Genomic DNA, 25,363 nt, shown 5'->3' with positions numbered 1-25,363 from the left:
GTGCCGTTCTCGAAGGCGGCGAACTCGAACACGCCCACCGGGCCGTTCCAGACGATGGTGCCGGCGGCCTTGAGCTTCTCGGCCAGCCTGGCCGCGGTCTTGGGGCCGATGTCCAGGATCAGGTCGTCGTCGGCCACCTCGGTGGCGGCTTTGACCGTCGCGGGTGCATCCGCGGCGAAGGCCTTGGCGCAGACCACGTCCTCGGGGATCGGCACCTCGGCACCGCGCGCCTTCATGGCTTCGATCACCGCCGTGGCTTCGCCCAGCAGATCGGGCTCGGCCAGGCTCTTGCCGATCTTCAGACCCGCGGCCAGCATGAAGGTGTTGGCGATGCCGCCGCCGACGATCAGGCCGTCGACGTTCTTGGCCAGGGCCTGCAGGATGGTCAGCTTGGTCGAGACCTTGGAGCCGGCGACGATGGCGACCAGCGGGCGCTTCGGGTTGGCCAGCGCTTTGGAAATCGCATCCATCTCGGCCGCCAGCAGCGGGCCGGCGCAGGCGATGGGTGCCGTCTCGGCGATGCCGTAGGTCGTGCCTTCGGCGCGGTGCGCGGTGCCGAAGGCGTCGTGCACGAAGATGTCGCAGAGCTTGCCCAGCTTGGCGGCCAGCTCGGGCTTGTTCTTCTTCTCGCCCACGTTCAGGCGGCAGTTCTCCAGCAGCACGACCTCGCCGGGGGCGACCGAGAAGTCGCCGTCGACCCAGTTGGCGACGACGCGGATGCTGCGGTTCATCAGCTGGCCCATGCGCGCGGCGACCGGGGTCAGCGAGTCTTCGGGCTTGAACTCGCCTTCGGTCGGGCGGCCCAGGTGGCTGGTGACCATCACGGCAGCACCGGCGTCCAGCGCCATCTGGATGGCCGGGATGCTGGCGCGGATGCGCGTGTCTTCGGTGATGTTGCCGGCGTCGTCCTGCGGGACATTCAGGTCGGCGCGAATGAAGACACGCTGGCCCTTGGCCTTGCCCTGGGCGCAGAGATCGGAGAAGCGGATGAATTGCATGATGAAGCCTCGGTCGGACAGCCGTGCTGCCGGGTGCAGGAAGTCGCGGCGGAGCCGCGGGAAAAGGACCGGGGCAAATTGTAGGGAATGCGCCGCAGGGCTCAGTCGTCGTCGTGGTCTCCGTGTGCCATCTGTCCCCACGCATTCGCCGGGATCAGCCCCCGGGGCGACTGCTGCCATTCCCAGGCACCGTAAGCCAGCACGGCCACCAGCATCAGTGCCGCCAGCCAGACCCGGTTGTGCGGCACCGGATTCGGCCCGAGCCCTTCGAGGCGGCCGGTGAGCATGGGTGAGGCCATGTTCTTGCGCCGCAGCAGGCTCAAGGCCGCGATCAGCGCCAGGTGCGCCAGCACCACCATCAGCATGGCCTCGCCGAAGAACTCGTGCAGCTCGCCCAGCCAGTCCTCGCCGGGGAACACGCCCCATTCGTTGAAGGTGGCGTAGCCGGTCAGCGTCAGCGGCAGCACCAGCACCATCAGGGCCACCACGGCCAGCGCCATCAGCAGGTTCTGCCCCTGTCGCCAGTTGATCGCCGACAGCGACGCCGCCGCGCGCAGCGAGCGCAACCAGGCGGGCGCGGCGGTCAGCTTGCGCCAGAGCAGGCCCAGGCCCGCCTGGCGCGGACCGAAAAGGCCGTAGAGCACCCGGAACACCAGCAGGCCGGCCATGGTGTAGCCCAGGGTGACGTGCAGCATGCGCCAGCGTTCGCCGTCGGCCGTGAGGTAGGCGCCGAGAAAGCTCAGCGCGAACAGCCAGTGGAACATGCGCGTGGGCGCGTCGGTGATGCGCCGCACGGGGGCCGCGCTGGTCTGCGCTGCGCGGGCGCCCGGGTTCAGTGAGGTGGAAACGTTCATGGTGGGCTCCCTGTGTTCAGTCGTGCCAGAAGCGGCGCAGGCCCAGGCTCACGCCGGCCGGCAGCCGGACGTTGTCGTCGTCGAAATCGCCGCGGTCGGCGCCGGTGTGGCAGGCGCCGCAGTTGGCGGGGCTTTTGATGGCCACGTGCTTCCACACCGAAGGCGGGATGTCGTCGTGCTTGTGCGCGAACCAGGCCGAGCGGGTGAGCCGGTCCTGCGGCGGCTCTTCGTTGACCCGCTTGTAGGTGCCGGCGTTGGCCTGCAGCCAGGTGGAGAGCTGCCGGACCGTGGCCTCGTCCAGCGAGGCGTCGGTGCCGTAGTGTTTGTCCAGGCCGGTCATGATGCGCTGCCACGAGCGCGCCGGCAGCAGGCCGGGCGAATAGGCGGTGTGGCAGGCCGCGCACTCGGCGGTGTAGGCCTGGGGCATGTCGCGCGGCATCCTGCGGCCGCCATCGGCATGCGCGGCGCCGAGCGCGGCCAGGCCCAGCAGGACGGCCACACCGGGGCGGATCAGTCGTTTGGAGCGGGGGTTCATGGTTTGTCCTTGGCGATGGGGCGTCATTTCAGGCTGTTCAGATAGGCCAGCACGTCGGCCTTTTCGGCGGCGCTGCATTCGCGCGAGAGCACGTCGTTGCAGTTGCGCTTGAACCACTTGTCGACCTTGGCGCTGTCGGTGAAGGCCTTGGCGTTGAAGGCCGGCGCCAGCGGTGCGATCACCTTGCCGGTGTTGGCGTGTTTGCCCTGCGCCGTGGGCGGCATGCCGTGGCAGGACGCGCACGACCATTCGCCGCCGTGCCTGGCGTTGAAGAAGGCCTGGCCCTTGCTTGCATTGCCCGGCGCGCCGGCCTGGGCGCTCCAGTGCTGCAGCTGGGCGGCGGCCGTGGTCTCGGCGGCCAGGGCGGTACCGGCGCACAGCAGCGACAGCAGGGCGGCGGGGAGGATGGACAGCGGGCGGAAGTTCATGGGGTCCTCGGTGGGTGTGGGTGATGCTGCGACCCGCCGCTTGAACCAACCCTGAACCCGGTGTTCATCGCGCGTTCAGTTCGGCGGCGCACAATCGGCCCATGGCTTCTTCGACCCGCCACCTTTTCCTGCTCCGCGCTTCGACACTGGTGCTGGGCGCCGCGTTGTCGGCGGGCGCCCTGGCGCGCGACCGCGGCGACCACGAACGGGCCCGCGAGGCCTTGGTGGCGGGCCAGATCCTGCCGCTGCGCACGGTGCTGGAGCGCCTGGAGCGCGAACAGGCCGGCCAGGTGCTGGAGATCGAACTGGAGTCCGAGGACCGGCGCTGGATCTACGAAGTCAAGCTGCTGCAACCGGGTGGCCAGCTGCTGAAGCTGGAGGTCGACGCCAGCACCGGCGAGGTGATCGGGCGCCGCGAGCGCCCGCCACGCCCGTCCCGCGGAGAAGCGCGGTGAGGCTGCTGCTGGTCGAAGACGAGCCGACGCTGCGCGCCCAGTTGCGCGAGGGGCTCATGGCCGCCGGCTATGTGGTGGACGAGGCCGACAACGGGCGCGACGCGCACTTCCTGGGCGACACCGAAACCTTCGACGCCGTGGTCCTCGACCTGGGCCTGCCGGTGCTCGACGGGCTGACCGTGCTCAAGCGCTGGCGCGACGCGGGCCGGTCCATGCCGGTGCTGATCCTGACCGCGCGCGACCAGTGGAACGAGAAGGTGGCCGGCATCGACGCTGGCGCCGACGACTACCTGACCAAACCCTTCCACATGGAAGAGCTGCTGGCCCGCGTGCGCGCCCTGATCCGCCGCGCCAGCGGCCAGGCCTCGCCGGTGCTGCGCTGCGGCCCGCTGGCGCTGGACACGCGCAGCGGCCGCGTCACCTGCGACGGCCAGCCGGTCACGCTCACCAGCCACGAGTACAAGGTGCTGGACTACCTGATGCACCGGCTGGGCGCGGTGGTCTCGCGCAGCGAGCTGACCGAACACATCTACGCCCAGGACTTCGACCGCGACTCCAACACCATCGAGGTCTTCGTCGGCCGCCTGCGCAAGAAGCTGCCGCCCGAGCTGATCGAGACCGTGCGGGGCCTGGGCTACCGCATGGCGGCCCCCTCATGAGGTGCTGATGCCCTGGCGCCGGGCCCTGTCGCTGCGGGTGCGCTGGCTGGCGGCCACGCTGGCCGCGCTGGCCGTGGCGCTGGTGCTGGCTGGCGTGTTCCTGCACAGCCTGTTCCAGGACCATGTTCTGCGCCAGTTCCAGACCACGCTCACACAGCAGCTGGACCAGCTCACCGCGCGGCTGGAGTTCGACGCCGCCGGCCAGACCAGCATCGACCCGGCGCAACTGTCCGACCCGCGCTGGCACCGGCCCTACTCGGGCCTGTACTGGCAGCTCGACGAGGTGGGTACACCCGCCGACGCACAGGGCGCCCTGCGCTCGCGTTCGCTCTGGGACGACCGGCTGCGCCCGGAGCCCGACGTGCCGGCCGACGGCCAGCTGCACGTGCACCAGGGCACCGGCCCGCGCGACGCGCCGCTGCTGCTGGTGGAGCGCACGGTGTACTCGGCCGACGCGCCGCAGCGGCGCTGGCGGCTGGTGGTGGCGGGCGACCTGCAGGAGGCCACCGCCGCCTCGGACCGCTTCGCGCGCGTGCTGGCGCTCTCGCTGCTGGGCCTGGGCCTGCTGCTGGCGCTGGCGGCGCTGGCCCAGGTGGCCGTGGGCCTGGCACCGCTGCGTGCGTTGCAGCGCGCGCTGACCGCCCTGCGCGAAGGGCGCACGGCGCGGCTGCAGGGGCAGTTTCCGGCCGAGGTGCAGCCGCTGATCGACGACTTCAACCGGGTGCTGGACCGCAACGCCGAGGTGGTCGAGCGCGCGCGCACGCAGGCCGGCAACCTGGCCCATGCGCTCAAGACCCCGCTGGCGGTGCTGGACCAGGCCGCCAGCCGCGCCGACGGCCCGGACCCGGCGCCGCTGGCGGCCCTGGTGCGCGACCAGGTCGGGCTGGCGCGGCGCCACATCGACTGGCACCTGGCGCGCGCGCGCGTGGCGGCCTCGCAGCGCCTGCCGGGCCAGCGCACGCCGCTGGCGCCGGTGCTGGCCGGCCTGCTGCGCGTGATGGCCAAGGTGCACGCCGAGCGGGCGCTGCGGCTGGACTGCGCCGACATCCCGGCCGAATGGGCCTTTGCCGGCGAGGAGCAGGACCTGCAGGAGATGCTGGGCAACCTGCTGGACAACGCCTGCCTGTGGGCGCGCACGCGGGTGCGGGTCGAGGCCCGGCTCGATGGCGGACAGCTGCAGGTGGTGGTGGAAGACGACGGCCCCGGCATCGCGCCGGAGCAGCGCCAGGCGGTGCTGGCGCGCGGCGTGCGGCTGGACGAGGCCACGCCCGGCAGCGGCCTGGGCCTGGCCATCGTGGCCGACCTGGTGGCGCTCTACGGCGGTGCGCTGGCGCTGGAGGCCGGCAGCACTGGCGGCCTGCTGGCGCGGATCAGCCTGCCCGCGGTCCGCTGACGGGTGCGGCGGCGGCCGGCAGCAGGCAGGGTTCGAACAGGTTCAGGCCCGGCCGGCGCACTGCGGTCGAGACGTCCATCAGCCCCAGCACCGAATGGAACAGGTGGTCGTGCGAAACCGACTGCTCGGCGCGCTCGCGCAGGCAGTCGGTGCGCACGCCGCTGCGCTGCTGCATCCCCTCGGACAGCCAGGCCACCATGGGCACATGGGTCTGCTGCTGGGGCGCCAGCGCATAGGGCACGCCGTGCAGGTACAGGCCGTTCTCGCCCAGCGATTCGCCGTGGTCCGAGACATAGAACAGCCCCGTGTCGAAGCGGCCGTTGGTCGACTGGGCGCGCAGCCACGACAGCGCGTGGTTGAGGAAGCGGTCGGTGTAGGCGATGGAGTTGTCGTAGGCGTTGACCAGCTCCTCCTGCGAGCAGTCCGCCAGCGTGACGCTGCGGCACTCGGGCTGGAAGGGTTTGCGGTTGGCCGGCGAGCGCTTGTGGTACGCCGGCCCGTGGCTGCCCATCTGGTGCATGACCAGCACCACGCCACGCGCGCGGCGCTGCGGATCGAGCGCGGCGATGCGGGCGTCCAGCCCGTGCATCATGGCCTCGTCCAGGCACTCGCCGCCTTCGCACAGGCCGGGGATGGGAGCGTCCGCGATGCGCACCGTGGGCACGCGGTCGCACACGCCCTTGCAGCCGGCCTGGTTGTCGATCCACAGCACCGCCAGACCGGCGCGCTGCAGCACATCCAGCAGGTTCTCGCTGCGCGCGGTCTCGTCGCCACCTTCCTTGCGTGTGAGGGGCGAGAACATGCAGGGCACGGACACCTGGGTGCTGGTGCCGCAGGAACTGGCGCGGGGGAAGTTCACCAGACCACCGCGCGCGCGCCAGCCGGTCAATGACGGGGTGGTCGGGCGGCCGTAGCCGTTGAGGCTCCAGTTCTGCGCCCGCGCGGTCTCGCCCACCACCACCAGCAGCAGCGGCGGCCGGCTCTGCGCCGCATAGCTCGCCCCCAGCCGCGCATCCTCGCCCACCGGCAGCAGGGGCTGCGCCGCGTGCTGGCCACGCTCGGCCAGCAGCGTGCCCGAAGCCGCCAGGGTGTTCATGGGGTTGATCATGTAGCGCAGATCCTTGTGGCCGCGCATGAGGGAGGCCAGGCCCTGGTAGCCGGCCAGCAGGGCGACGGCGGCCACCGCCAGCGAGAGCGCCAGCAGACCGAGGTTGTGCCGCAGGCGCAGCAGGGCCGCCTGCGGTGCGGGCGGCGCACGCCAGATCCACCACAGGGCCGGACCGGCGATGGCCAGCAGGGCCATCAGCAGCGGCCAGGACAGCAGGTCCCGCACCTCGTTGGCATTGGTCTGCGCCACGTTGGCCATCATGGTGCTGTCGATCACCACGCCGTATTGCCACATGAAGTGGCTGTTGAACGCGGTGGCCAGCACCAGCACCGTGGCCAGCGGACGGAACACGCGCGGCCAGTGACACAGCGCCAGCAGGGCCAAGGTGCCGGCCACCAGCACCAGCCCCAGGGTGAGCATCAGCCCCAGGCGGTGGTCGACGGTGGCGGTCAGGGCGGCCACGCGCTGCCACAGGGGCAGGTTGCCGGGCACGGCCAGCCACAGCGACAGCACCACCAGAAGGGTCAGCGGCCCGCGGGCGTCGCCGCGGACCAGCGACAGGCCGGTCACTCCCCGGCCGGGAACAGAAGAAGACAGCTGCATGGGAAACAGCGGGGACATCGCCCCGAATGTGGCACTGCCGGCAGTGTCTTTCGACGACGTTAAACGAACCTTATCGCGCGGCATCGCCCCGTCCCCTCAGGCGGGCCACCGCAGCGAAAAGCGCGTGGTCATCGGCGCCACCCCGTTGTCGCGCTCCAGCCGCGCGCCCAGCTCTTCGGCGATGCGCTCGACCAGGCGCAGGCCCAGACCCAGGCCGGACGAGGCCTGCGCCGCAGGCGCGGTCACGCCGGCGCGCTGGCCGTCGTCGCTCACCGACACGCCCTGGCCCCGGGCATCCCGCCACACCGACACCTCCACCTGCGTTCCCGGTGGCGTGTGGCGCAATGCGTTCTCGATCAGGTTGCGCAGCGCCAGCTCCAGCAGCATGGGCTGGACCTGGACACTGACCTCGCCCTGCTCCTGCACCAGCGACATCTCGTGGTCGCTTTCGTAGGCCAGCTGGGCGTGGGCCGAGATCAGGTGGGCGGCCATCTCGCCCAGCGCGGTGTCCTGCACCGCATCGCCGGCCTGCGCCTGCTGCCCGGCGCGCTGGGCGCGCGCCAGGTCCAGCAGCTGGGTCAGGATGCGGCCAGCGCGCAGGGCCTCCTGCTCCAGCCGCGCCAGCCGCTGCGGCGACGGGTCGGCCTGTGCGGCACGGGCCTGCAGCGTGATCGCGGTCAGCGGCGTGCGCAGCTCGTGCGCCACGTCGGAGGCGAACTGGCGCTCGCGCTGGGCCTGCGCCTGCAGGCCGTCGACCATGGTGTTGATCGCTGTCACCGTGCTGGAGAACTCGTGGAAGCGGTGCTGCGTGTCCAGACGCTGCCCGGCGAAGCCGTCGAGCGCGGCCACCTCGTCGGACAGCTGGTCCAGCGGGCGCAGGCCGCGGCGGATGGTCCACCACATCACCAGCGCCACCAGCGGCAGCAGGATCAGGGACGGCGAGGCCAGGTGCTCGGCGATGTCGCTGGCCAGCACATAGCGCTTCTTGAGGTCCAGCAGGGCCGCCACACGGCGTTCGTGGCCCTCGCCCCGGTAGGTCTCGAAATAGGCGCGCCAGTCGTGCGGTTCGCCCCTGGCATCGCGGACCACCACCGTCACCAGACCCTTCTCCGGCAGCGTCGCCAGGTCCAGTCCGGCGGCGAGCTGGTCGCTGTCGGTCACCAGGCGGCCGTTGTCCCAGACCAGGACCGCCACGTCCTGCGCGTACTCGTGCACGTCCTCGGTGGGCACCGGCAGGGGTGCCGAGACGGGCCCCTGGTTCCAGGAGGCATTCCCCAGCCAGAGCTGGGCCACGGCGACCAGGTGGCCGTCGGTGAACTTGCGCGTCTCGCGCAGGCTGGTGCTCCAGCCCACCGCCACCATCACCACCCAGACCGCCAGCTGGGCCGCGAGGGTCCAGATCAGCAGGTGGCGCGACAGCGTGCGGCGTGTGGCGGGCAGCGGCAGTTTCACAGGCCTCCGGTGGTATCGGCCGGTTTCGCCGCGGGCGGCTCCTGGGGCACGAAGTAGCCCACGCCGCGCACGGTCTTGATCAGCGATTCGCCCAGCTTGCGGCGCAGGTGGTGCACGTGGACCTCGATCGCATTGCTCTCCAGCCCCTCGCCGAAGCCGTACATCGCGGACTCCAGCCGCGCCTTGGACAGCACCTGCGGCTTGGCCTGCAGCAGGGTCAGCAGCAGGGCGAACTCCTTGCCGCCCAGCGCCACCGGCAGGCCGGCGCGCTCGACCGAGCGGGTGGCCGGGTCGACCACGATGTCGCCGTATTCGATCACCGGCTTGCTGCGGCCGCTGGCGCGCCGCAGCATGGCGCGCAGGCGGGCCAGCAGCTCGTTGGGGTCGAAGGGCTTGACGATGTAGTCGTCGGCGCCCTCGTCCAGCCCGAAGATGCGGTCGCTGACGCCGTCGCGCGCGGTCATGATCAGCACCGGCAGGTCCCGCTGCGGCAGGGTGGACTGGCCCGGCCGGCGCTCGCTCTGGCGCCGCAGGCGGGTCAGCAGGTCCAGGCCGTCGCCGTCGGGCAGGCCCAGGTCCAGCAACACCGCGTCGAAAGGCTCGACGCACAGGGCCGTCCACGCCGACTCCAGCGTGCCGCACACGTCCACCGCATAGCCGGCCTGCCGCAGCGACAGGCTCAGGCCGCTGGCAATACCGGGATCGTCTTCCACCACGAGTGCTCGCATGTTCTTCAGGACGGCGCAGGGCCCATCGGTCAAAGAAACCGAATTATCCCGGCACCCCTTAAGGCCCTCTTAAAGTCCGACGCCGAGCATGCGGCGCCATGTCCCGTCTCCGCCCCCCTGTTGTTTCCACCGCAAACGCCATCGCCCGGGCCTGGCTGGTGCTGCTGCTGCTGACCCTGGGCTGGGATGCCGCGGGCATGGACCTGCCGGTGATGAGCCAGATCGGGACCAGCGCCGGCTTTCCGTGGCGCCACCACCCGCTGCTGGAGACGGTGCTGCACGACGGCGGGCGCCAGCTGGCCACGCTGGCCTACCTGCTGCTGTGGGGCTGGGTGCTATGGCCCGCAGCCAGCGGTCCCTCGCGCCGCGAGCGCGGGACCGTGCTGGCGCTGGTCACCCTGTCGCTGCTGACAGTGAGCCTGCTCAAGCAAGCCAGCCGCGCCAGCTGCCCCTGGGAGTGGAGCGCCTTCGGCGGCACCGCCGTCTACACCTCGCACTGGAACCTGCTGACCGGCGACGGCGGCACCGGCGGCTGTTTCCCGGGCGGGCACGCCTCGTCCGCGCTGTCGTTTCTGGCGCTGTGCCTGCCCTGGCTGTGGTCGCCCGTGGCCGGGCGGCGGCGCGCCCCGGGCTGGCGCTGGCTGGCCGCGGTGCTGCTGGCCGGTGGCCTGGCCGGGGTGACGCAGACCCTGCGCGGCGCCCACCCGCCCAGCCACACCCTCTGGACCCTGGTCATCTGCAGTGCGATCGCGCTGGCGGGTTGGCGGCTGGCTCGCCCCTGGTTGCGTGGCGCGGCGACCCGCGCCAATGCTGAAGCAACGGAATCGCAAGACGGGCCAGGCGCCGGGCCGCCCCAAGCCTGGCCCAGCCCCCTCGGGGGGCAGCGACCCGCGTCAGCGGCGGAGCGTGGGGGCCATCAGTTCACGTCGTAGTGCCCGCGGTACCAGTCGACGAAGCGCTGAGCGCCGGTCTGCAGGTCGGTGCCGGCGCGCACGCCGAACTCGTTTTCCAGCCGCGAGGTGTCGGCCCAGGTGTCGGGCACGTCACCGGCCTGCATCGGCAGGAAGTTCTTGACCGCCTCGCGGCCGCAGGCGCGCTCCAGGCAGGCGATGAACTCCATCAGCGGCACCGGGCCGTTGTGGCCCACGTTGAGCACGCGGTGCGGCACCTGGCCCTCGCCGGCCTGCGGCGGCTGCGCGGCCACCGCCAGCACCGCGTCCACCACGTCGTCCACGTAGGTGAAGTCGCGCCGCAGGTTCCCGTGGTTGTAGACGTCGATGGGCCGGCCTTCGAAGATCGCGCGCACGAACTTGAAAATCGCCATGTCGGGCCGGCCCCAGGGGCCATAGACGGTAAAGAAGCGCAGCGCCGAGGCGGGGATGCGGTAGAGGTGGCTGTAGCTGTGCGCCATCAGCTCGTTGGCTTTCTTGCTGGCGGCGTAGAGCGAAATCGGCGAGTCGGTCACCATGTCCTCGCGCAGAGGCATCTCGCGCGACGCGCCGTAGATGGAACTGGACGAGGCGTAGACCAGGTGCTTCACGCCGCTGTGGCGGCAGCCTTCGAGCACCGTCAGCATGCCGGCCAGGTTGCTGTCCAGGTAGGCCATGGGCTGCTCGACCGAGTAGCGCACCCCGGCCTGTGCGGCCAGATGCAGCACCAGGTCGTAGCGGCCGTCGGCAAACAGGCGCGCCACGCCGTCGCGGTCGGCCAGGTCCAAGCGGTGGAAGGTGAACCCCGGCCGCGCCAGCAGGCGATCAAGCCGCGCCTGCTTGAGGGCGGGCTCGTAGTACGCGCTCATGTTGTCGACCCCGTCGACCTGCAGGCCCCGGTCCAGCAGGCGCTGGCTCAGGTGGTATCCGATGAAGCCCGCAGCGCCGGTGACCAGCACGCGCGGGGCAGGGGAAGAATCCAGCAGGTTCATGGCAGCACGCCCTCGGTCACGGGGCGGTAGACAAAGCGGCGCGGGCGCTGGGGCGGCTCGCAGGTGGTGCGCATCGAGGCCGGGCCGTAGACCACCCATTCGCGGCGGTGCGCCTCGCCCAGCGACTCGGTCTTGGCCACGTCGAAGCAGCTCAGCTGGGCGTCGGTGGGCGCCAGCAGGTGGCGGCCGGGCCGCTCCTTCATCCATTGCCAGGCGTTGCGCTCCTGCTCCTCCAGCGGCGCGAGGTAGCTGAAGTGGGTCAGCGGCCGGTGGCTGAACAGCAGGAACTGCTCCTTGAAATAGAGCAGACCCAGTTCCGACGTCGGGGGCAGGCGCTGCTCGATCTGCTCCATCATGGCCTGCGGCGTGCGGTGGGGGTCGACCTTCGGCCAGACCAGCAGCGACACGAACGCCCAGATCATCAGGCTGGTGGCGGCCAGCCGCTGCAACAGGTCGCGGCGGCGGATCAGCACCAGCAGCACCAGCAGGCTGACGCCCATCGCCACCAGCGGCAGCGAGAGCGTGGTCACCGCGTCCGCGTAGTCGGGCACCTTGCGCAGCAGCTTGTCGGGCGAGACCTTCAGCGCCACACCCAGCCCGGCCAGCGCCACGGCGATCAACAACAGCAGGCCCTGGAAAAACACGCCGGTGCGCGCAGCGGCCACGCCCCCGCGAACCCGCACCCAGAGCGCGCCCACCACCAGCGCCAGCATGGGCAGCGCCGGGAACATGTAGACCTCGCGCTTGCCCGAGCTGATGGAGAAAAACAGCAGCACCAGCCCGACCCAGGCCAGCAGCACGCGCGCGCGCCGGTCCTCGCGCAGCAGCGCCAGCAGGGGCTTGAAGAACACCAGCAGCAGCACCGGCAGCGGGAACCAGACCGTGGGAATCGCCTGGGTGAAGAAGTAGTGCCAGGGTTTGACGTGGTGCCAGGCGTTGACGAAGCGCTCGCCGGTCTGGCGGAACAGCAGGTCGTTGCGGTAGGCGACCATGGTGTCGGTGCCGATGCTGTGCACCTGCCAGAGCATGGGGCCCAGCCAGAGCGCGATCACCGCGAGCATCACTGCCAGGCCGGCGGCCAGGCGCCAGCGCCAGACCTTCGCGTCGGCCCCTGCGGGGTTCTTCACCCACAGCGCAAGGGGCAGCAGCATGAGCAAGGGCAGAAAGCCCACGCCCTTGGTCATGATGCCCAGCGCCATCGCGGCCCAGGCGGTGAAGTACCAGCCCCAGTGCGGACCGGTGAAGAAGTGCCGCAGCAGGCCGTAGCAGCCCAGCGTGATCCAGAAGGTGAGCACCGCGTCGATTTGCGCCGCCTTGCCCTGCAGCAGGAACTGCGGCGTGAACACCAGCACCAGCAGCGCCGCCAGCGCCACCTCGCGGCCCCACAGCCGGCGGCCGATGTCGTGCACCAGCAGCAGCGTGCCGACCGAGGCCAGCGCGCTGGGCAGCAGGAAGGACAGCTTGAGGTTGCCGACCAGCGTGAACGCGATGGCGCTGAGCCACATGAACACCGGCGGCTTGTCCGGGTAGGGTTCGCCACCGCGGGTGGGGAACAGCCACTGGCCGCTCTCGACCATCTCGCGCGCCACCTGGGCAAAACGCGGCTCGTCGGCCGGCCAGGGGTAGCGCAGCCCGATGCCCAGCAACAGCACGATGGCCGTGGCGGCCAGCCAGAACAGCGTCTGGCGACGGATCGGGTCGTCAGTGTGCGGGGGCATGGGCGTGTTCTTTCTTGAAGCGCCGCAGGCGCTGCTTGAAACCATGGTGGTAGAGGTACAGACCCAGACCGGTGGAGACCACCAGCATCACCAGGCTCATCCACAGCTGCGAGCTGTCGTGCAGCGCGATGCCCGACCCCGCGTAGGCGAACAGCAGCATCTGCGGCAGGTAGCCCAGCAGGCTGCCGAAGAACACGGCCACCGGTCGCAGGTCGGACAGCGCGGCGGCGATGTTGGTCAGCAGGTTGCTGCCCACCGGGATCAGCCGGATCACGCAGACCCAGATCCAGGTGTCCTCGGCCAGCACGGCCTTGATCAGTTCGATCTTCTGGGCGTGCTTTTGCCGCACCCAGTCAAAACCCAGCTGGTGTACCGCCAGCATGGTCAGCATGGCCCCCACGCCCGTCAGCAGGGTGCCGATCAGTCCGCCCTGCCAGCCACCGAACAGGAAGCCGCAGGAAAACGCCAGCACCTGGCGCGGGCCGCCCAGCGCGGTGTAGATCACCGACCCCAGCACGAAGACCGGCCAGGCGACGGTCCAGTGCTGCTGGAACAGCTGCTGCAGCAGCACCTCCTCGGTCACCGGCCCCCACCAGCCCAGGTGCAGGGACAGGAAGGCCAGCGTCAGGACCGCGGTCAGCAGCAGGGGCTTAGTGAGGCTTTTCATGCGCAGCGAGCGTGCGGACCTGCGCGATCACCGGGCGTTTGCCGCGCCGGGTCAGCCACACCACACCGGCCATGTCGACCAGGCCGACCCAGAGGCGGTTCCAGGCGTTGTACTTGGAGACGCCGGCCTGGCGGGCGCGGTGGTTCACCGGCACCACGCGGATGGCGCCGCCCAGGCGCAGCACCAGCGCCGGCAGGTAGCGGTGCATGTGGTCGAAGTAGGGCAGCTGCAGCCAGGTGGCGCGCGGGATCAGCTTGAGGCCGCAGCCGGTGTCGGGCACCTGGTCGTTGAGGATCTTCTGCCGCACCGCATTGGCGATGCGCGACTGGAACTTCTTCCACTCGGTGTCCTGCCGGTTCTTGCGGTAGCCGGCGATGCAGAAGTGTTCGCCCTGCGCCTCGGTCTCGCGCGCGCTGCGCAGCAGGGCCGGCATGTCGGCCGGGTCGTTCTGGCCGTCGCCGTCGATGGTGATCAGGTAGCGGCCCCGCGCCTGGCGGGCCGCGCTCATGAGCGCCGTGCTCTGGCCCACGCTCTTTTCATGGCGGATCAGCCGGGCGGCCGAACCCAGCTCGGAGCAGCGCTGCAGGAACTCATCGCCCGTGCCGTCGTCGCTGCCGTCGTCGACCAGGACGATCTCGAAGCGGCACTCAGGCCGCAGCGCCGCCACCACCTCGGCCACCAGCGAGCCGATGTTGCCGGTCTCGTTCTTCGCAGGAATCAGCACCGACACCAGCGGCTCGGCGCCAGCGGCAGCAGCCGCAGCAAGTTCAGTCATGTCTGGAAATCCGTGGGGCGCAGCGGCCAAACGACGGATTGTCGCGGAAGCGCCTTAAGCACGCCTTAAGGTTGGTTTCAACCGGCGCTGCCGATTGTCCCACTCAGCGCCTCACCAGCCCAGACCGACGTGCAGCGGCAGGTAGACCGCCATGCCGGAGACGATGGTGCCCAGCACACCCTTGCGCCAGAAGAAATAGGCCGCGCCCACCACGGCGGCAAACAGCCGCGCATCCATCCAGGTCTGCACCAGCTGCCCCTGGCTCATCACGATCTCGGGCAGCACCACGGCCGACAGCGCGGCAATCGGCGCGTACTGCAGGCCACGCTGGGCCCAGTGGGGCAGCGTCCAGGGCCGATCGGAGATGAGAAAGAAGCCGCGCGTGATCACCGTGACCACGCCGAGCGCGACGATGGTCAGCAGGGTGTACAGATCAATGTCCGGCATGTCCAGGCTCCGATGTCCTCGTGTGTTCGATCACCAGGCAGATGGCCACCGCACTCGCGATCGCCACCAGGATGTTCAGCCGCAGCGGCAGCGCCCAGGCGGCCACCGCCGCCGTGGCCGCCACGCCGGCCGAGACCACGCGCAGCCGGGACGTGGCCAGCGAACACAGCACCCCCAGCAGCGCCAGGATGCCGGCGAAGCCCAGCCCCCAGGACAGCGGCACCATGTTGGCCAGCAGGACGCCGGCCACGCTCGCCACCATCCAGGCCACGTAATTGACCGCGCAGTTGCCCATCAGGTAGGCCTGCTGCTGCGCCAGCTCCTCGGCATTGCGGCCAGGGTGCGGGTAGCGTTTGGCGAAAAACACGTAGCTCAGGTCCCCGGTCACGTAGCCGCTGATCAGGCGCTGCCAGCGCGGCAGGTGCATCAGATAGGGCCGCAGGTGCGCGGAAAACACCACAAAGCGCAGGTTCACGCAGAACGCCGCCGCCAGGATCACCCACATCGGCGCGCCCGCACCGATCATCGGCACCGCAGCCAGCTGGGCGCTGCCAGCGTAGACGATCAGTGTCATCAGCAGCGCCTCCAGCGGCGACATGCCCGACTGCACCATGGCCACGCCGGTCATCAGGCCCCAGGCCGCAATGCCCATGGCCACCGAGCCCTGGTCGGTGATGCCTTCGCGGAATTCCGGTCGGCGGCGGTGCTCGGCCAGGAAAAACATCAAGCAGTCTGCGCGCCGAAGACCTGTCCCGGGGTCAGCGCGAAGCCCTGCAGGAACTCCCGGGCCGGCAAACGCTTGCCACCAGCACGCTGCAGTTCCAGCAGGGTGAGCACGCCGTCGCCGGTCGCCGCGCGGATGCCCTGCGCCCCGGCGGACAGGATCTGGCCGGGCGCGGCAATGCCGCCATCGGCGCTGTCAACCGCCACCCGCCACACCTTGACCGCCTCGCCGGCCAGCTCGGTGACCAGCCCGGGAGCGGGCGAGAAGGCCCGTGCCCGGCGCTCGATCTCTGCCGCCGGTCGGCGCCAGTCGATCAGCGACTCCGCCTTCTCGATCTTGGCCGCGTAGGTCACGCCCTCGGCCGGCTGAGGCACCGGCCGCAGGCCACCGCAGGAGGCCAGTTCCAGCGCCTCGACGATCATCCGCCCCCCCAGGTCGGCCAGACGGTCGTGCAGGCCGCCGGTGGTGTCGGTGGCGCCGATGGACAGGGACTCGGCCAGCAGCATGTCGCCCGTGTCCAGCCCCGCGTCCATCTGCATGATGGTCACGCCGGTCTCGGCATCGCCGGCCTCGATGGCCCGGTGGATGGGTGCCGCACCGCGCCAGCGCGGCAGCAGCGAGGCGTGGATGTTCAGGCAGCCCAGGCGTGGCAGGTCCAGCACCCACTGCGGCAGGATCAGACCATAGGCGGCCACCACCATCACATCGGGCCGCGCGGCCAGCAGGGCCTGGCGCGCCGTGGCGGCGTCGTCCGGAAACTTGCCGTCCAGCCGCAGGCTGCGGGGCTGCGCCACCTCGATGCTCTGCGCCAGGGCGAACTGCTTGACTGGCGAGGCCTGCAGCTTCATGCCGCGACCGGCCGGCCGGTCGGGTTGCGTCAATACCAGCGGCACCGCGAAACCGGCCGCATGCAGCCGCTCCAGGGCCACACGCGCAAATTCCGGCGTGCCGGCAAACACCACGCGCATGGGTGTCATCCGCGCTGCGCTTCGCGCTGGGATTTCAGCAGCTTGCTCTTGATCCGGTTGCGCTTGAGCGGCGAGAGGTATTCCACAAACACCTTGCCCATGAGGTGGTCCATCTCGTGCTGGATGCAGACCGCCAGCATGCCTTCGGCCTCAATGACCCGGCTTTTTCCTTGTTCATCCAGCGCGCTGACGCGGATGGCCAGGGAACGCTCCACACCGTCGTAGATGCCGGGCACGGAAAGACAGCCTTCTTCGCCCTTGCGGGTTTCCGGGCTGGCCCAGTCGATCACCGGGTTGATCAGCACCATCGGCTGGTCGCGCGATTCGCTGACGTCGATCACGATCAGGCGCTCGTGCACGTCCACCTGCGTGGCCGCCAGCCCGATGCCATGGGCGTCGTACATGGTGGCCAGCATGCGGTCGGCGAGTGCGCGCACCCGGTCGTCCACATCCCCCACCGGTTTTGCCACGGTGTTCAGGCGCGGATCAGGGTACCGCAGGATGGGGAGCAGTTCGGGTGCGTTCATTTCAATGCCATGGGCCGGCGGGCCATTTCGCCGGAAAAGCAGCCGTGCGGCGATTTGCGCCGGGCCACCGTTGGGTCGGGACGTTTGTCGCTATTTTCGCCACTTTTGCATTCCCGGGTGGATGCCAGGACCTATTAATATTGCCTAATCAAGGGCTTGGGCGCAAAATCAAATGCGAATTGTCAAGTCCGACGCGCCAATTTTCGCCAGCCCCAGGGGCCCACACATGCGATTGAAATACCTTCCGACTGCCCTGCGCCTGACAGGCCCCGCATCCGCCTGCCTGGTGGCCATGGCCACCCTCGCCGGCGCCGCCTCGGCACAAAATCTTCCGGTCACCGCCAGCCAGCGCGCCACTGCCAACCAGGTGGCGCAAGCCGGCGTGCCCCTGTCGGAACTGGCCCCCAATGCGCCAGACAGCCACACGGTCAATCGTGGCGACACCCTCTGGGCCATCTCCAAGATCTTCCTCAAGAGCCCCTGGCGCTGGCCGGAGCTCTGGGGCATGAACCTGGAGGAGATCAAGAACCCCCACCGCATCTATCCCGGCCAGGTCCTGTACCTGGACAGGAGCGGCGGCCGCGCCCGGCTGAGCACCCGCAAACCCGGCGATGGCAGCGACATACCCACCGTGCGGGTGTCACCGCGCGTGCGCAGCGAGAGCCTGTCCGAATCGGCCATCCCGCCGGTGAACATGCAGGCCATCGAGGCCTTCCTGACCGAACCCCTGATCGTCGAGGAGGCCACCTACGCGCGCGCGGCGCGCATCGTGGCAACGCCCGAAAACCGCGTGCTGCTGAGCCTGGGCGACCGCGCCTACGCCCGGGGACAGTACGGCGACGCCGGCAACCTCACCGAAGAGGCCCTGACCCTGGGTGCCGGCAAGTCCATCACCTACCGCGTCTTCCGCAACGCCGTGCCCCTGAAAGACCCGGGCACCGGCGAGGTGCTGGCCTATGAGGCGCAGTACGTCGGGAAGGCCGAAATCGTGCGTCCGGAAACACGCCGCGAGATCGAGGAGCCGGCGTCGGCCAAGAAGCCCGAAGGCAAGGACACGTTCAAGCCCCAGTACGAGAACACGACGCACAACTTCGCACGCGTTCCGGTTGAAGAAAAAGCCCCGCTCAAGCCCGTGGCAACCGGCGAAATCGTCCCCGCCACGATCGACATCGTCAAGGCCAAGGAAGAGATCCGCGTGGGTGACCGGCTGCTTCCAGAGCCGCCGCGCGAGTTCCCCAACTACGTGCCGCGTGCCCCAGGCAAGCCCACATCGGGCCAGATCGTGTCGGTGTACGGCAATGCGGTGCGCTACGCCGCCCAGAACCAGGTGGTCTCCATCAACCGCGGTCGCGCGCATGGCGTTGAAGAGGGCCACGTGCTGGCCCTGATCCGCGACTCCAGCACCCGCATCGACAAGACCGACGAAAGCCGCCCCCAGATCCGTCTGCCCGGCGAGCCCAATGGGCTCATGCTGGTCTTCAAGACCTTCGACAAGGTGTCCTACGCTCTGGTACTGGACATCGTCGACGGGGTCAAGGTCGGCGACCACTTCTCCAACCCCTGACGGCAGCCCATGGAGCGGGACGAATGGGCCGCCTGGCTCAGGTTGCTGCTCACCCCGGGCGTCGGCCGCGACACGGCGCGGCGACTGCTGGCGGCATTCGGTCTGCCAGCCGACATCTGGAAGCACAGCCCCAGCGCCTGGGAGACGGTCACCAGCGCCCGCATTGCGCGTGCGCTGCAGTCAGAGCCCGCAACACTCGTCGATGCCCTTGACCGGTTGCAGGCCTGGCTGACGGAAGGCAGCGACCGGCATGTCATCACACTGGCCGATCCGCGCTATCCCACCAGCCTGCTGCAGACAGCCGATCCCCCGCTGCTGCTGCATGTGCAAGGTCGGCTCGATGCCTTGAGCCATCCCCAGAAGCTGGCGGTCGTGGGCAGCCGCAACCCCACCCCTCAGGGGGAAGCCAACGCGCGCGAGTTCGCACGGAGCCTGGCGGAATCGGGGCTGTGTGTCGTGTCGGGCCTGGCCCTGGGCGTCGACGGTGCCGCCCACACCGGCGCGCTGGAAGGCGGCGGCCTGACGCTCGCCGTGGTCGGCACCGGACTGGACACGGTCTACCCCCAGCGGCACGCGGCGCTGGCCCGTCGCATCGCGGCATCCGGCGCGCTCATCAGCGAATACCTGCTCGGCACGCCGCCGCTGGGAGCCAATTTCCCGCAGCGCAACCGGATCATCGCCGGCCTGAGCCAGGGCACCCTGGTGGTCGAAGCCGCGGTTCGGTCCGGATCCCTGATCACCGCCAGACTGGCCGCAGAACAGGGCCGGGAGGTGTTTGCCATTCCCGGGTCGATCCATGCCCCGCAGTCGCGGGGCTGCCATGAACTGATCCGGCAAGGCGCCAAACTGGTCGAGTCGGCACAGGACATTCTGGAGGATCTGCACCTGTCAGAGCCATCGCAGCCAAAGCGCGAGCCGGCATTGCCCACGGACGAAGACGGGCTGTTGCGCGCGATGGGCTTTGACCCCATCGGACTGGATGCCCTTCAGGCTCGAACCGGACTGGACACCGCAGCGCTGCAGGCCCGTCTGCTGGAGCTGGAGCTGGACGGGCAGGTCGGGCGGCTGCAGGGCGGCCTGTTCCAGCGCACCGGCCAGGTGTGACTCAGCCGAGCAGTCGCTCGGGGTTGGCGTCGAGTTTGGCCAGCGCGTCGCGGGTTGCGCGCACGGTCAGCGCCTCGTCCTCGCTGGGCACCAGCAGACCTGCCTGGAGGTAGGCGGCCACGCGCGTGGCCTGGATCAGGAAGCAGCGACCAACGCTCGTCACGAACAGGTACAGCTGTCCCCGCTCGCTGCGCCAGGCAAACTGCACGCTGTTGAGCTTGCCGTTGTGATCAAGGCCAAACCAGGACCCGATCTGCAACTCCTGGGCCCAGGCCCTCATGGCTTCGGTGGGCTGACTGCCGCCCTGGCGAATCACCTCGATGTTGGTGGCGTCCACCCCAGTGATCATCTCGATGCTTTCGTTGTCCAGGTCGAGGTCGCCGACGCCGCTGTCGGGCAGGTAGTCCTCCAGATTCGTCAGGCGATCGGACAACTTGTCCAGGCTTTCCTGCGAGATCGCCTCGGTGCGCGACATGAAGGCATCGGCCAGCGTGTCGCTCACGGACTTGATGTGTCCATCCTGCATGCTGGGCGAGTACCCCAGCAGGCTCATGCCCTGTCGCAGCCGCTGCAGCAAACCCGGCAACTGCTGGATCACGCGCGCCCGATCATTGCGGTTGGGTTTGGCACTGGCCGCCCAGAGCAGGTCGGATGCCACCCGCTTGAGCGAGGCGGTTTCTTCGTGCTTGACGCCGTACTTGACGCTGGCGACTGCCAGAACCTCGACCCAGACCTTGAACAGAAACTCGCGCACCTCTTCGCGCACGGTGATGTCGTCCAGCAGCTTGCGCAACTCGATGGTGTACTGCACCGACAGTGTTTCCTTCTGCTCCACCTGCTGTGCGACGCTGACAAAGCGGCTGGCGCCGCCCTGCTCGGTGAGGTACGTGGACAAGAACTTCTGGAACTCGTCCAGCACAAGCTGGAACACTCGGCGGCCGGTTTCGGGGTACTGCTCGATGACCTGCACCACCCGCTTGATCTCCGCCTCCAGCGCCACAGAGCTGACATTGGATTCAAAGCCCAGCACACAGGATCCCATCCGATCGATGAGCTGGCGCGCCGGATGCTGAAGTGCACTGAAGAACTCGGGTTCGGCCAGGGCCACGCGCAACACGGGTATCTGCAAACGCGCGAACCAGACCCGCACACTGGGCGGAATCCGCTCCTCTGCCAGGATGCTCTGGAACATCAGGGCCACCACCTCGATAGTGGCCTTTTCGGAGGGCGTCGAAGCCGCCTGCTTGAGCTCGACCGTGCGCTGGCGCAGGGCGGTTGCCGCTTGGGCCACATGCGAGTGGTCCATGGGAGGAGCGACCGACCGAACGCCACCTGAGCCGGTGGTGACCACATCCGGCATCGGAATCGGGGCCACGTCCATCATGGCCTGCTGCAGCCGCGGGGACGAGGGCAGCAGCTGTGTGGCTTCGAAGTCGCCGCCGATCTTGTCAGCCAGCAGACGCCGCAGGCGCCCCACAACACCTTGCGCCCTCATCCGGGCTCTCGCCAGCGGCGACGAATGGGTCATCATGCGGGTTTCGTCATGAACCCCCATGCCCGAGGGCGCACGCCCCGTTGGAGGGGCGCCTGCAAAGGCGCTGCCCCCGGAACCTCCGGTGCCAAGCCCGCCGCCGGACTCGCCATGGGAAAACGCTGCAGCGCCCGCTGGGGTATGACCCGACGCCCGCCCCCAGCCCGATCCTGCAGCCGGCGCTTCCGGTGTGGCGTCCCGGGCAGAGGAGGGCGCTGGTGACCGGCTGCCGGGCGCGCGCCTGACCAGCGCCTGCAGATCAATCTCCTTCATCACACCGCTGGACACAAGAAACTCGTTGGCAGCCTTGTAGGCTTCCAGCATCGACTTCGCCAACACCGGTGAAATGGCGTCCTGCACCAGTGACCAGGCCTCACGGGTCATCTGCACATCCAGCCACTGGTCCACCAGAATGCGGCACACCACATCCGGCAGCAGCACGTCGCCTCGCGGCAGCTCCTGCCGCTTCTCCAGGTGTTGAATGCGCAGCCGCAACTCGTTGAGTTCGCTGGCCACCTGCTCCAGCACACGCATGGCCAAGCGGGAGGCCAGAATCTGATCGTCGATCGCGCCTTCGGCCAGCAGCTCCAGACGGCCCGTCAGAGGCAACTGCCCGGAGTGTTGCGAAGTGGTGCGGGGCAACAGGGTGCGCTGCAGGGCCTTGCGACTCTGGTTCAGCCACATGCCCTGGGACTTCTGGAACGCGGTCCACGCGTCGCGGCGCTCCTGCATTTCACGCGCCGGGCCAGCCTGGTCCAGGATGGCTGTCAACCGGTTTTCAGCCGCCTTGACCAGTTCGGGCAAGACCCGTCCCACATGAACCACGAAGAGTTCACGCGCCTGCTTGGCCAGAGACGAAACATGCTGATCGGGGGTTGCCACAGGAAGTCAGTATGACACGAAAGACAACGCTCACATTCCTCTTCAACCCGGGCTTTTCCCTCGGCTCAAGAGCGCAGACAAACCCCGGAAGCTCAGACCACCGCCCCGCTGTTCGGATCGTCCGGATCGCCCGATGCAGACTTGGCGGACGTCTTGATCAGGTCTTCGCGCTTGATGCCCAGCCACATCGCGATGGCCGCCGCCACAAATACGGAGGAATAGATGCCGAACAGGATGCCGATGGTCAGCGCCATGGCGAAGTAGTGCAGCGTCGGGCCACCGAACAGCAGCATGGACATCACCATGATCTGGGTCGAACCGTGAGTGATGATGGTCCGGCTGATGGTCGAGGTGATGGCGCGGTCGATGATCTGGACCGTGGACATCTTTCGCTGGCGGCGGAATGTTTCACGGATGCGGTCAAAGATCACCACAGATTCGTTGACCGAATAGCCCAGCACGGCCAGCACGGCCGCCAGCACCGCAAGCGAGAACTCCCACTGGAAGAAGGCGAAGAAGCCCAGGATGATGATCACGTCGTGCAGGTTGGCGATGATGGCCGACACCGCGTACTTCCACTCGAAGCGCACCGCCAGATAGATCATGATGCCCACGATCACCAGACCCAGCGCCATGAGGCCGTGCTGCACCAGTTCCTGCCCGACCTGCGGGCCGACAAACTCGGTGCGGCGCAGCTGGACGGCAGGGTCCTGCGCCTTCAGCGCGGCCATGACCGCCTCGCTCTGCTGGCCGGAGCTCAGCCCCTCCCGGGCGGGCAGGCGCAGCAGCACGTCCTGCGAGGTGCCGAAGTTCTGCACCGGCACATCGGCGTAGCCCAGCCCCTCGATCACCGAACGCACGGACTCCAGATCGGCAGGTTGCTGATAGGCGACCTCCATCACGGTGCCACCGGTGAACTCCACCGACAGGTTCAGGCCGCGCGAGACGAGGAAGAACACTGCCAGCACGAAGGTGATGGCCGAGATCGCGTTGAGCACCAGCGCGTGGCGCATGAACGGGATGTCCTTGCGGATACGGAACAGTTCCATCTTCGTATTCCCGGTCAGTCGGCCTTGGCCACCGCACTACCGCCCTCGGGGCGCCACACCGTGCCGATGGACACGCTCTTGAGTTTCTTCTGCCGGCCGTACCAGAGGTTGACCAGGCCGCGCGAGAACACCACGGCCGAGAACATGCTGGTCAGGATGCCGATGCAGTGCACCACGGCGAAGCCGCGCACCGGGCCGGAACCGAAGATCAGCAGTGCGATGCCGGCGATCAGCGAAGTGACGTTGGAGTCCAGGATGGTGCCCCAGGCGTGGTCGTAGCCGATGTTGATCGCTGTCTGGGGCGAAGATCCGTTGCGCAGCTCCTCGCGCACCCGCTCGTTGATCAGCACGTTGGCGTCGATGGCCATGCCCAGCGCCAGCGCCATGGCCGCAATGCCCGGCAGCGTCAGCGTGGCCTGCAGCATCGACAGCACCGCCACCAGCAGCACGAGGTTGAAGCCCAGTGCCAGGCTGGAGAACACGCCGAACAGCATGTAATAGATGCACATGAAGACGACGATCACGACGAAGCCCCAGATCACGCTGTTGAAGCCTCGCTCGATGTTCTCTTTGCCCAGGCTCGGGCCGATGGTGCGCTCCTCGATGATTTCCATCGGCGCGGCCAGCGAACCGGCGCGCAGCAGCAGCGCGGTGTCGTTGGCTTCGACCGTCGTCATGCTGCCGGAAATCTGCACGCGCCCGCCGCCGATCTCGGAGCGGATCACCGGGGCCGTCACGACCTCGCCCTTGCCCTTCTCGAACAGGATGATGGCCATGCGCTTGTTGATGTTCTCGCGCGTCACGTCGCGGAAGATGCGCGCGCCCTTGCCGTCGAGCGTCAGGTGAACCGCCGGCTGCTGCTGGTCGTCGAAGCCGGCCTGCGCGTCGGTGAGGTTCTCGCCCGTGAGCAGCACCTCGCGCTTGACGATCACCGGGCGGCCATTGCGCTCCAGGTACTTCTCGGAACCGAAGGGCACCATGCCGGAACCGCTCTCGGCCGCCAGACCTTCCGTGCTTTCGTCCACCAGGCGCAGCTCCAGGGTGGCCGTGCGGCCCAGGATGTCCTTGGCCTTGGCCGTGTCCTGCACGCCGGGCAGCTGCACCACGATGCGGTCGGCGCCCTGCTGCTGGATCACCGGCTCGGCCACGCCAAGTTCGTTGATCCGGTTGTGCAGTGTGGTGATGTTCTGCTTGACCGCCTGGGACTGCACCGCCAGCGCGGCCTGCGGCTTGAGCGTGGCGGTGAGGCGGAATTCGGCGCCGTCGGGTGTGCGCACCACCTGCAGATCGGCGAACTGGTCGGCGATCAGGTTTTCGATGGCCGTGGCGGTCGCCTCGTCGCGGGCGCGCAACTCGATGGTCGTCGCGTTGCGCTGAATGCCACCGTGGCGCACGTTCTTCTCGCGCAGCGCGGTGCGCAGGTCGGTGGCCAGCACATCGGCCTTGCGCTGCAGCGCCGCCGGCATGTCGACCTGCAGCATGAAGTGCACCCCACCGCGCAGGTCCAGGCCCAAGTACATCGGCGACGCGCCGATGCTCGCCAGCCAGGCCGGTGTGCGCGGCACCAGGTTCAGTGCCACCACGAAACCCGGGTTGGCCGGATCGGGGTTGAGCGTGCGCTCGATGGCGTCGCGGGCCTTGAGCTGGTTGTCGGTGGAATCGAAACGGGCCCTGACCGAGCCGCCCTCCAGCTGGATCAGCGTGGGCGCCAGGCTCTCGCGCCCGAGGGCCTGCTCCACACGCGTCAGCGTGGTCTCGTCGACCTTGACGGAGGAGCGGGCGGCCGAGACCTGCACCGCCGGCGATTCGCCGAACAGGTTGGGCAGCGAATACAGCACCCCGACCACCAGCGTGACCGCGATGATCAGGTACTTCCAGAGCGGATAACGGTTCATGTCAGGGCCTTCGGCGCCGGCTGGTTACTTGATGGTTCCCTTGGGCAGCACCTGGACAACCGCCGTGCGCTGCATCTGGACTTCCATGCCGTCGGCGAGTTCCACGCCGATGTAGGTTTCACCGATCTTGGACACCTTGCCCAGGAAGCCACCGGCGGTCACGATCTCGTCGCCCTTGGCCAGCGCTTCGATCATGGCCTTGTGCTCTTTCTGGCGCTTCATCTGGGGCCGGATCATCACGAAATACAGCACCACGAACATCAGCACCAGGGGCAGCATGCTGATCAGGGTGCTCTGGGTGTCACCGGCGCCAGCGGCGGCCTGGGCATAAGCAGAAGAAATGAACACGGGACGGTCTCCAACGAAAAGGTCAGGGGA

25 protein-coding genes are annotated in these 25,363 nt (G+C 68.9%); 6 read left to right on the top strand and 19 right to left on the bottom strand.

What is annotated here, in order from left to right; translation table 11 throughout:
• From BC358_RS04495 to BC358_RS04480, 4 genes are all read right to left on the bottom strand, one after another.
• The coding region (locus tag BC358_RS04495) for a phosphoglycerate kinase (protein WP_079364866.1) at positions 1-998 on the bottom strand (998 nt) is incomplete at its 3' end.
• Positions 999-1,099: 101 nt separating this feature from the next.
• Positions 1,100-1,852, bottom strand: coding sequence for a cytochrome b/b6 domain-containing protein (locus tag BC358_RS04490; protein WP_079364865.1), 753 nt, complete (start codon positions 1,850-1,852; stop codon positions 1,100-1,102).
• 16 nt (positions 1,853-1,868) lie between these two features.
• Positions 1,869-2,387 carry a diheme cytochrome c gene (locus BC358_RS04485; protein WP_079364864.1) on the bottom strand — a complete coding sequence of 173 codons (519 nt, stop codon included), beginning with the start codon at positions 2,385-2,387 and terminating at the stop codon, positions 1,869-1,871.
• Positions 2,388-2,410: 23 nt separating this feature from the next.
• On the bottom strand, positions 2,411-2,815 hold the full coding sequence (locus BC358_RS04480) for a DUF1924 domain-containing protein (protein ID WP_079364863.1): 405 nt from the start codon (positions 2,813-2,815) through the stop codon (positions 2,411-2,413).
• Positions 2,816-2,916: 101 nt separating this feature from the next.
• On the opposite strand from BC358_RS04480, the gene BC358_RS04475 reads away from it, so the two are divergent.
• The 3 genes from BC358_RS04475 to BC358_RS04465 are packed head-to-tail and all read left to right on the top strand — an operon-like array spanning position 2,917 to position 5,322.
• The gene (locus BC358_RS04475) at positions 2,917-3,270 is read left to right on the top strand and encodes a PepSY domain-containing protein (RefSeq protein ID WP_079364862.1); all 354 of its coding nucleotides are present in this window, start codon (positions 2,917-2,919) and stop codon (positions 3,268-3,270) included.
• Positions 3,267-3,929, top strand: coding sequence for a response regulator transcription factor (locus tag BC358_RS04470; protein WP_079364861.1), 663 nt, complete (start codon positions 3,267-3,269; stop codon positions 3,927-3,929). Before BC358_RS04475 ends, BC358_RS04470 begins: the two co-directional genes overlap by 4 nt.
• Before the next feature lie 7 nt (positions 3,930-3,936).
• A complete protein-coding gene (locus BC358_RS04465) occupies positions 3,937-5,322 on the top strand; it encodes a sensor histidine kinase (RefSeq protein ID WP_079364860.1) in 1,386 nt (461 codons plus the stop codon).
• Here the strand turns inward: BC358_RS04465 and BC358_RS04460 are convergent.
• The 3 genes from BC358_RS04460 to BC358_RS04450 all read right to left on the bottom strand — a co-directional run bounded on the left by BC358_RS04460 (position 5,300) and on the right by BC358_RS04450 (position 9,213).
• Complete coding sequence (locus BC358_RS04460) at positions 5,300-7,051, bottom strand: phosphoethanolamine transferase (protein WP_256861419.1); 1,752 nt, start codon at positions 7,049-7,051, stop codon at positions 5,300-5,302. The two genes, BC358_RS04465 and BC358_RS04460, sit on opposite strands and share 23 nt — an antisense overlap.
• A gap of 78 nt (positions 7,052-7,129) precedes the next feature.
• The gene (locus tag BC358_RS04455; RefSeq protein ID WP_079364859.1) at positions 7,130-8,485 is read right to left on the bottom strand and encodes a HAMP domain-containing sensor histidine kinase; all 1,356 of its coding nucleotides are present in this window, start codon (positions 8,483-8,485) and stop codon (positions 7,130-7,132) included.
• Positions 8,482-9,213 carry a response regulator transcription factor gene (locus BC358_RS04450; protein ID WP_079364858.1) on the bottom strand — a complete coding sequence of 244 codons (732 nt, stop codon included), beginning with the start codon at positions 9,211-9,213 and terminating at the stop codon, positions 8,482-8,484. Before BC358_RS04450 ends, BC358_RS04455 begins: the two co-directional genes overlap by 4 nt.
• A gap of 98 nt (positions 9,214-9,311) precedes the next feature.
• On the opposite strand from BC358_RS04450, the gene BC358_RS04445 reads away from it, so the two are divergent.
• Positions 9,312-10,145: a phosphatase PAP2 family protein gene (locus BC358_RS04445; RefSeq protein WP_179130004.1), complete on the top strand. Its 834-nt coding sequence runs from the start codon at positions 9,312-9,314 to the stop codon at positions 10,143-10,145.
• Here BC358_RS04445 and BC358_RS04440 read toward each other — a convergent pair.
• From BC358_RS04440 to def, 8 genes are all read right to left on the bottom strand, one after another.
• Positions 10,130-11,134, bottom strand: a complete 1,005-nt coding sequence (locus tag BC358_RS04440; RefSeq protein ID WP_079364857.1) for an NAD-dependent epimerase/dehydratase family protein — start codon at positions 11,132-11,134, stop codon at positions 10,130-10,132. The genes BC358_RS04445 and BC358_RS04440 overlap by 16 nt on opposite strands.
• Positions 11,131-12,852: a glycosyltransferase family 39 protein gene (locus BC358_RS04435; RefSeq protein ID WP_079364856.1), complete on the bottom strand. Its 1,722-nt coding sequence runs from the start codon at positions 12,850-12,852 to the stop codon at positions 11,131-11,133. Before BC358_RS04435 ends, BC358_RS04440 begins: the two co-directional genes overlap by 4 nt.
• The gene (locus BC358_RS04430; RefSeq protein WP_079364855.1) at positions 12,836-13,519 is read right to left on the bottom strand and encodes a TVP38/TMEM64 family protein; all 684 of its coding nucleotides are present in this window, start codon (positions 13,517-13,519) and stop codon (positions 12,836-12,838) included. Before BC358_RS04430 ends, BC358_RS04435 begins: the two co-directional genes overlap by 17 nt.
• Positions 13,503-14,294 (bottom strand): glycosyltransferase family 2 protein, encoded by a 792-nt coding sequence (locus BC358_RS04425; RefSeq protein WP_206610798.1) that lies wholly within the window; start codon positions 14,292-14,294, stop codon positions 13,503-13,505. Before BC358_RS04425 ends, BC358_RS04430 begins: the two co-directional genes overlap by 17 nt.
• A gap of 111 nt (positions 14,295-14,405) precedes the next feature.
• Entirely contained in the window at positions 14,406-14,741 is a 336-nt protein-coding gene (locus tag BC358_RS04420; RefSeq protein WP_066159257.1) for an AzlD domain-containing protein, read from the bottom strand.
• Positions 14,728-15,465 carry an AzlC family ABC transporter permease gene (locus BC358_RS04415; RefSeq protein ID WP_066159260.1) on the bottom strand — a complete coding sequence of 246 codons (738 nt, stop codon included), beginning with the start codon at positions 15,463-15,465 and terminating at the stop codon, positions 14,728-14,730. The genes BC358_RS04420 and BC358_RS04415 overlap by 14 nt, the downstream gene beginning before the upstream one ends.
• The gene (gene fmt, locus BC358_RS04410) at positions 15,465-16,433 is read right to left on the bottom strand and encodes a methionyl-tRNA formyltransferase (RefSeq protein WP_079364876.1); all 969 of its coding nucleotides are present in this window, start codon (positions 16,431-16,433) and stop codon (positions 15,465-15,467) included. The genes BC358_RS04415 and fmt overlap by 1 nt, the downstream gene beginning before the upstream one ends.
• 5 nt (positions 16,434-16,438) lie before the next feature.
• Positions 16,439-16,960 (bottom strand): peptide deformylase, encoded by a 522-nt coding sequence (gene def, locus BC358_RS04405; protein ID WP_066159267.1) that lies wholly within the window; start codon positions 16,958-16,960, stop codon positions 16,439-16,441.
• A 226-nt stretch (positions 16,961-17,186) separates the two neighbouring features.
• On the opposite strand from def, the gene BC358_RS04400 reads away from it, so the two are divergent.
• Together BC358_RS04400 and dprA are read left to right on the top strand one after the other, a co-directional pair.
• Entirely contained in the window at positions 17,187-18,524 is a 1,338-nt protein-coding gene (locus tag BC358_RS04400) for a LysM peptidoglycan-binding domain-containing protein (protein ID WP_079364854.1), read from the top strand.
• A 9-nt stretch (positions 18,525-18,533) separates the two neighbouring features.
• Positions 18,534-19,628: a DNA-processing protein DprA gene (dprA, locus tag BC358_RS04395; RefSeq protein ID WP_079364853.1), complete on the top strand. Its 1,095-nt coding sequence runs from the start codon at positions 18,534-18,536 to the stop codon at positions 19,626-19,628.
• 1 nt (position 19,629) lies between these two features.
• Here the strand turns inward: dprA and BC358_RS04390 are convergent, their stop codons facing one another.
• The 4 genes from BC358_RS04390 to yajC all read right to left on the bottom strand — a co-directional run bounded on the left by BC358_RS04390 (position 19,630) and on the right by yajC (position 25,333).
• The gene (locus tag BC358_RS04390; protein WP_066159275.1) at positions 19,630-22,041 is read right to left on the bottom strand and encodes a DUF1631 family protein; all 2,412 of its coding nucleotides are present in this window, start codon (positions 22,039-22,041) and stop codon (positions 19,630-19,632) included.
• Positions 22,042-22,133: 92 nt separating this feature from the next.
• Positions 22,134-23,090: a protein translocase subunit SecF gene (secF, locus tag BC358_RS04385; RefSeq protein WP_066159277.1), complete on the bottom strand. Its 957-nt coding sequence runs from the start codon at positions 23,088-23,090 to the stop codon at positions 22,134-22,136.
• Between the two features lie 14 nt (positions 23,091-23,104).
• On the bottom strand, positions 23,105-24,985 hold the full coding sequence (gene secD, locus BC358_RS04380) for a protein translocase subunit SecD (protein WP_066159280.1): 1,881 nt from the start codon (positions 24,983-24,985) through the stop codon (positions 23,105-23,107).
• A 24-nt stretch (positions 24,986-25,009) separates the two neighbouring features.
• Entirely contained in the window at positions 25,010-25,333 is a 324-nt protein-coding gene (gene yajC, locus BC358_RS04375) for a preprotein translocase subunit YajC (protein ID WP_066159282.1), read from the bottom strand.
• Between the last annotated feature and the right edge of the window lie 30 nt (positions 25,334-25,363).

The sequence above is a fragment of the Hydrogenophaga sp. H7 genome, assembly GCF_002025745.1.
Taxonomy (GTDB): domain Bacteria; phylum Pseudomonadota; class Gammaproteobacteria; order Burkholderiales; family Burkholderiaceae_C; genus Hydrogenophaga; species Hydrogenophaga pseudoflava.
The sequence above is the reverse complement of the archived record's forward strand: the minus strand, read 5'-3'. Positions and strand labels throughout refer to the sequence as shown.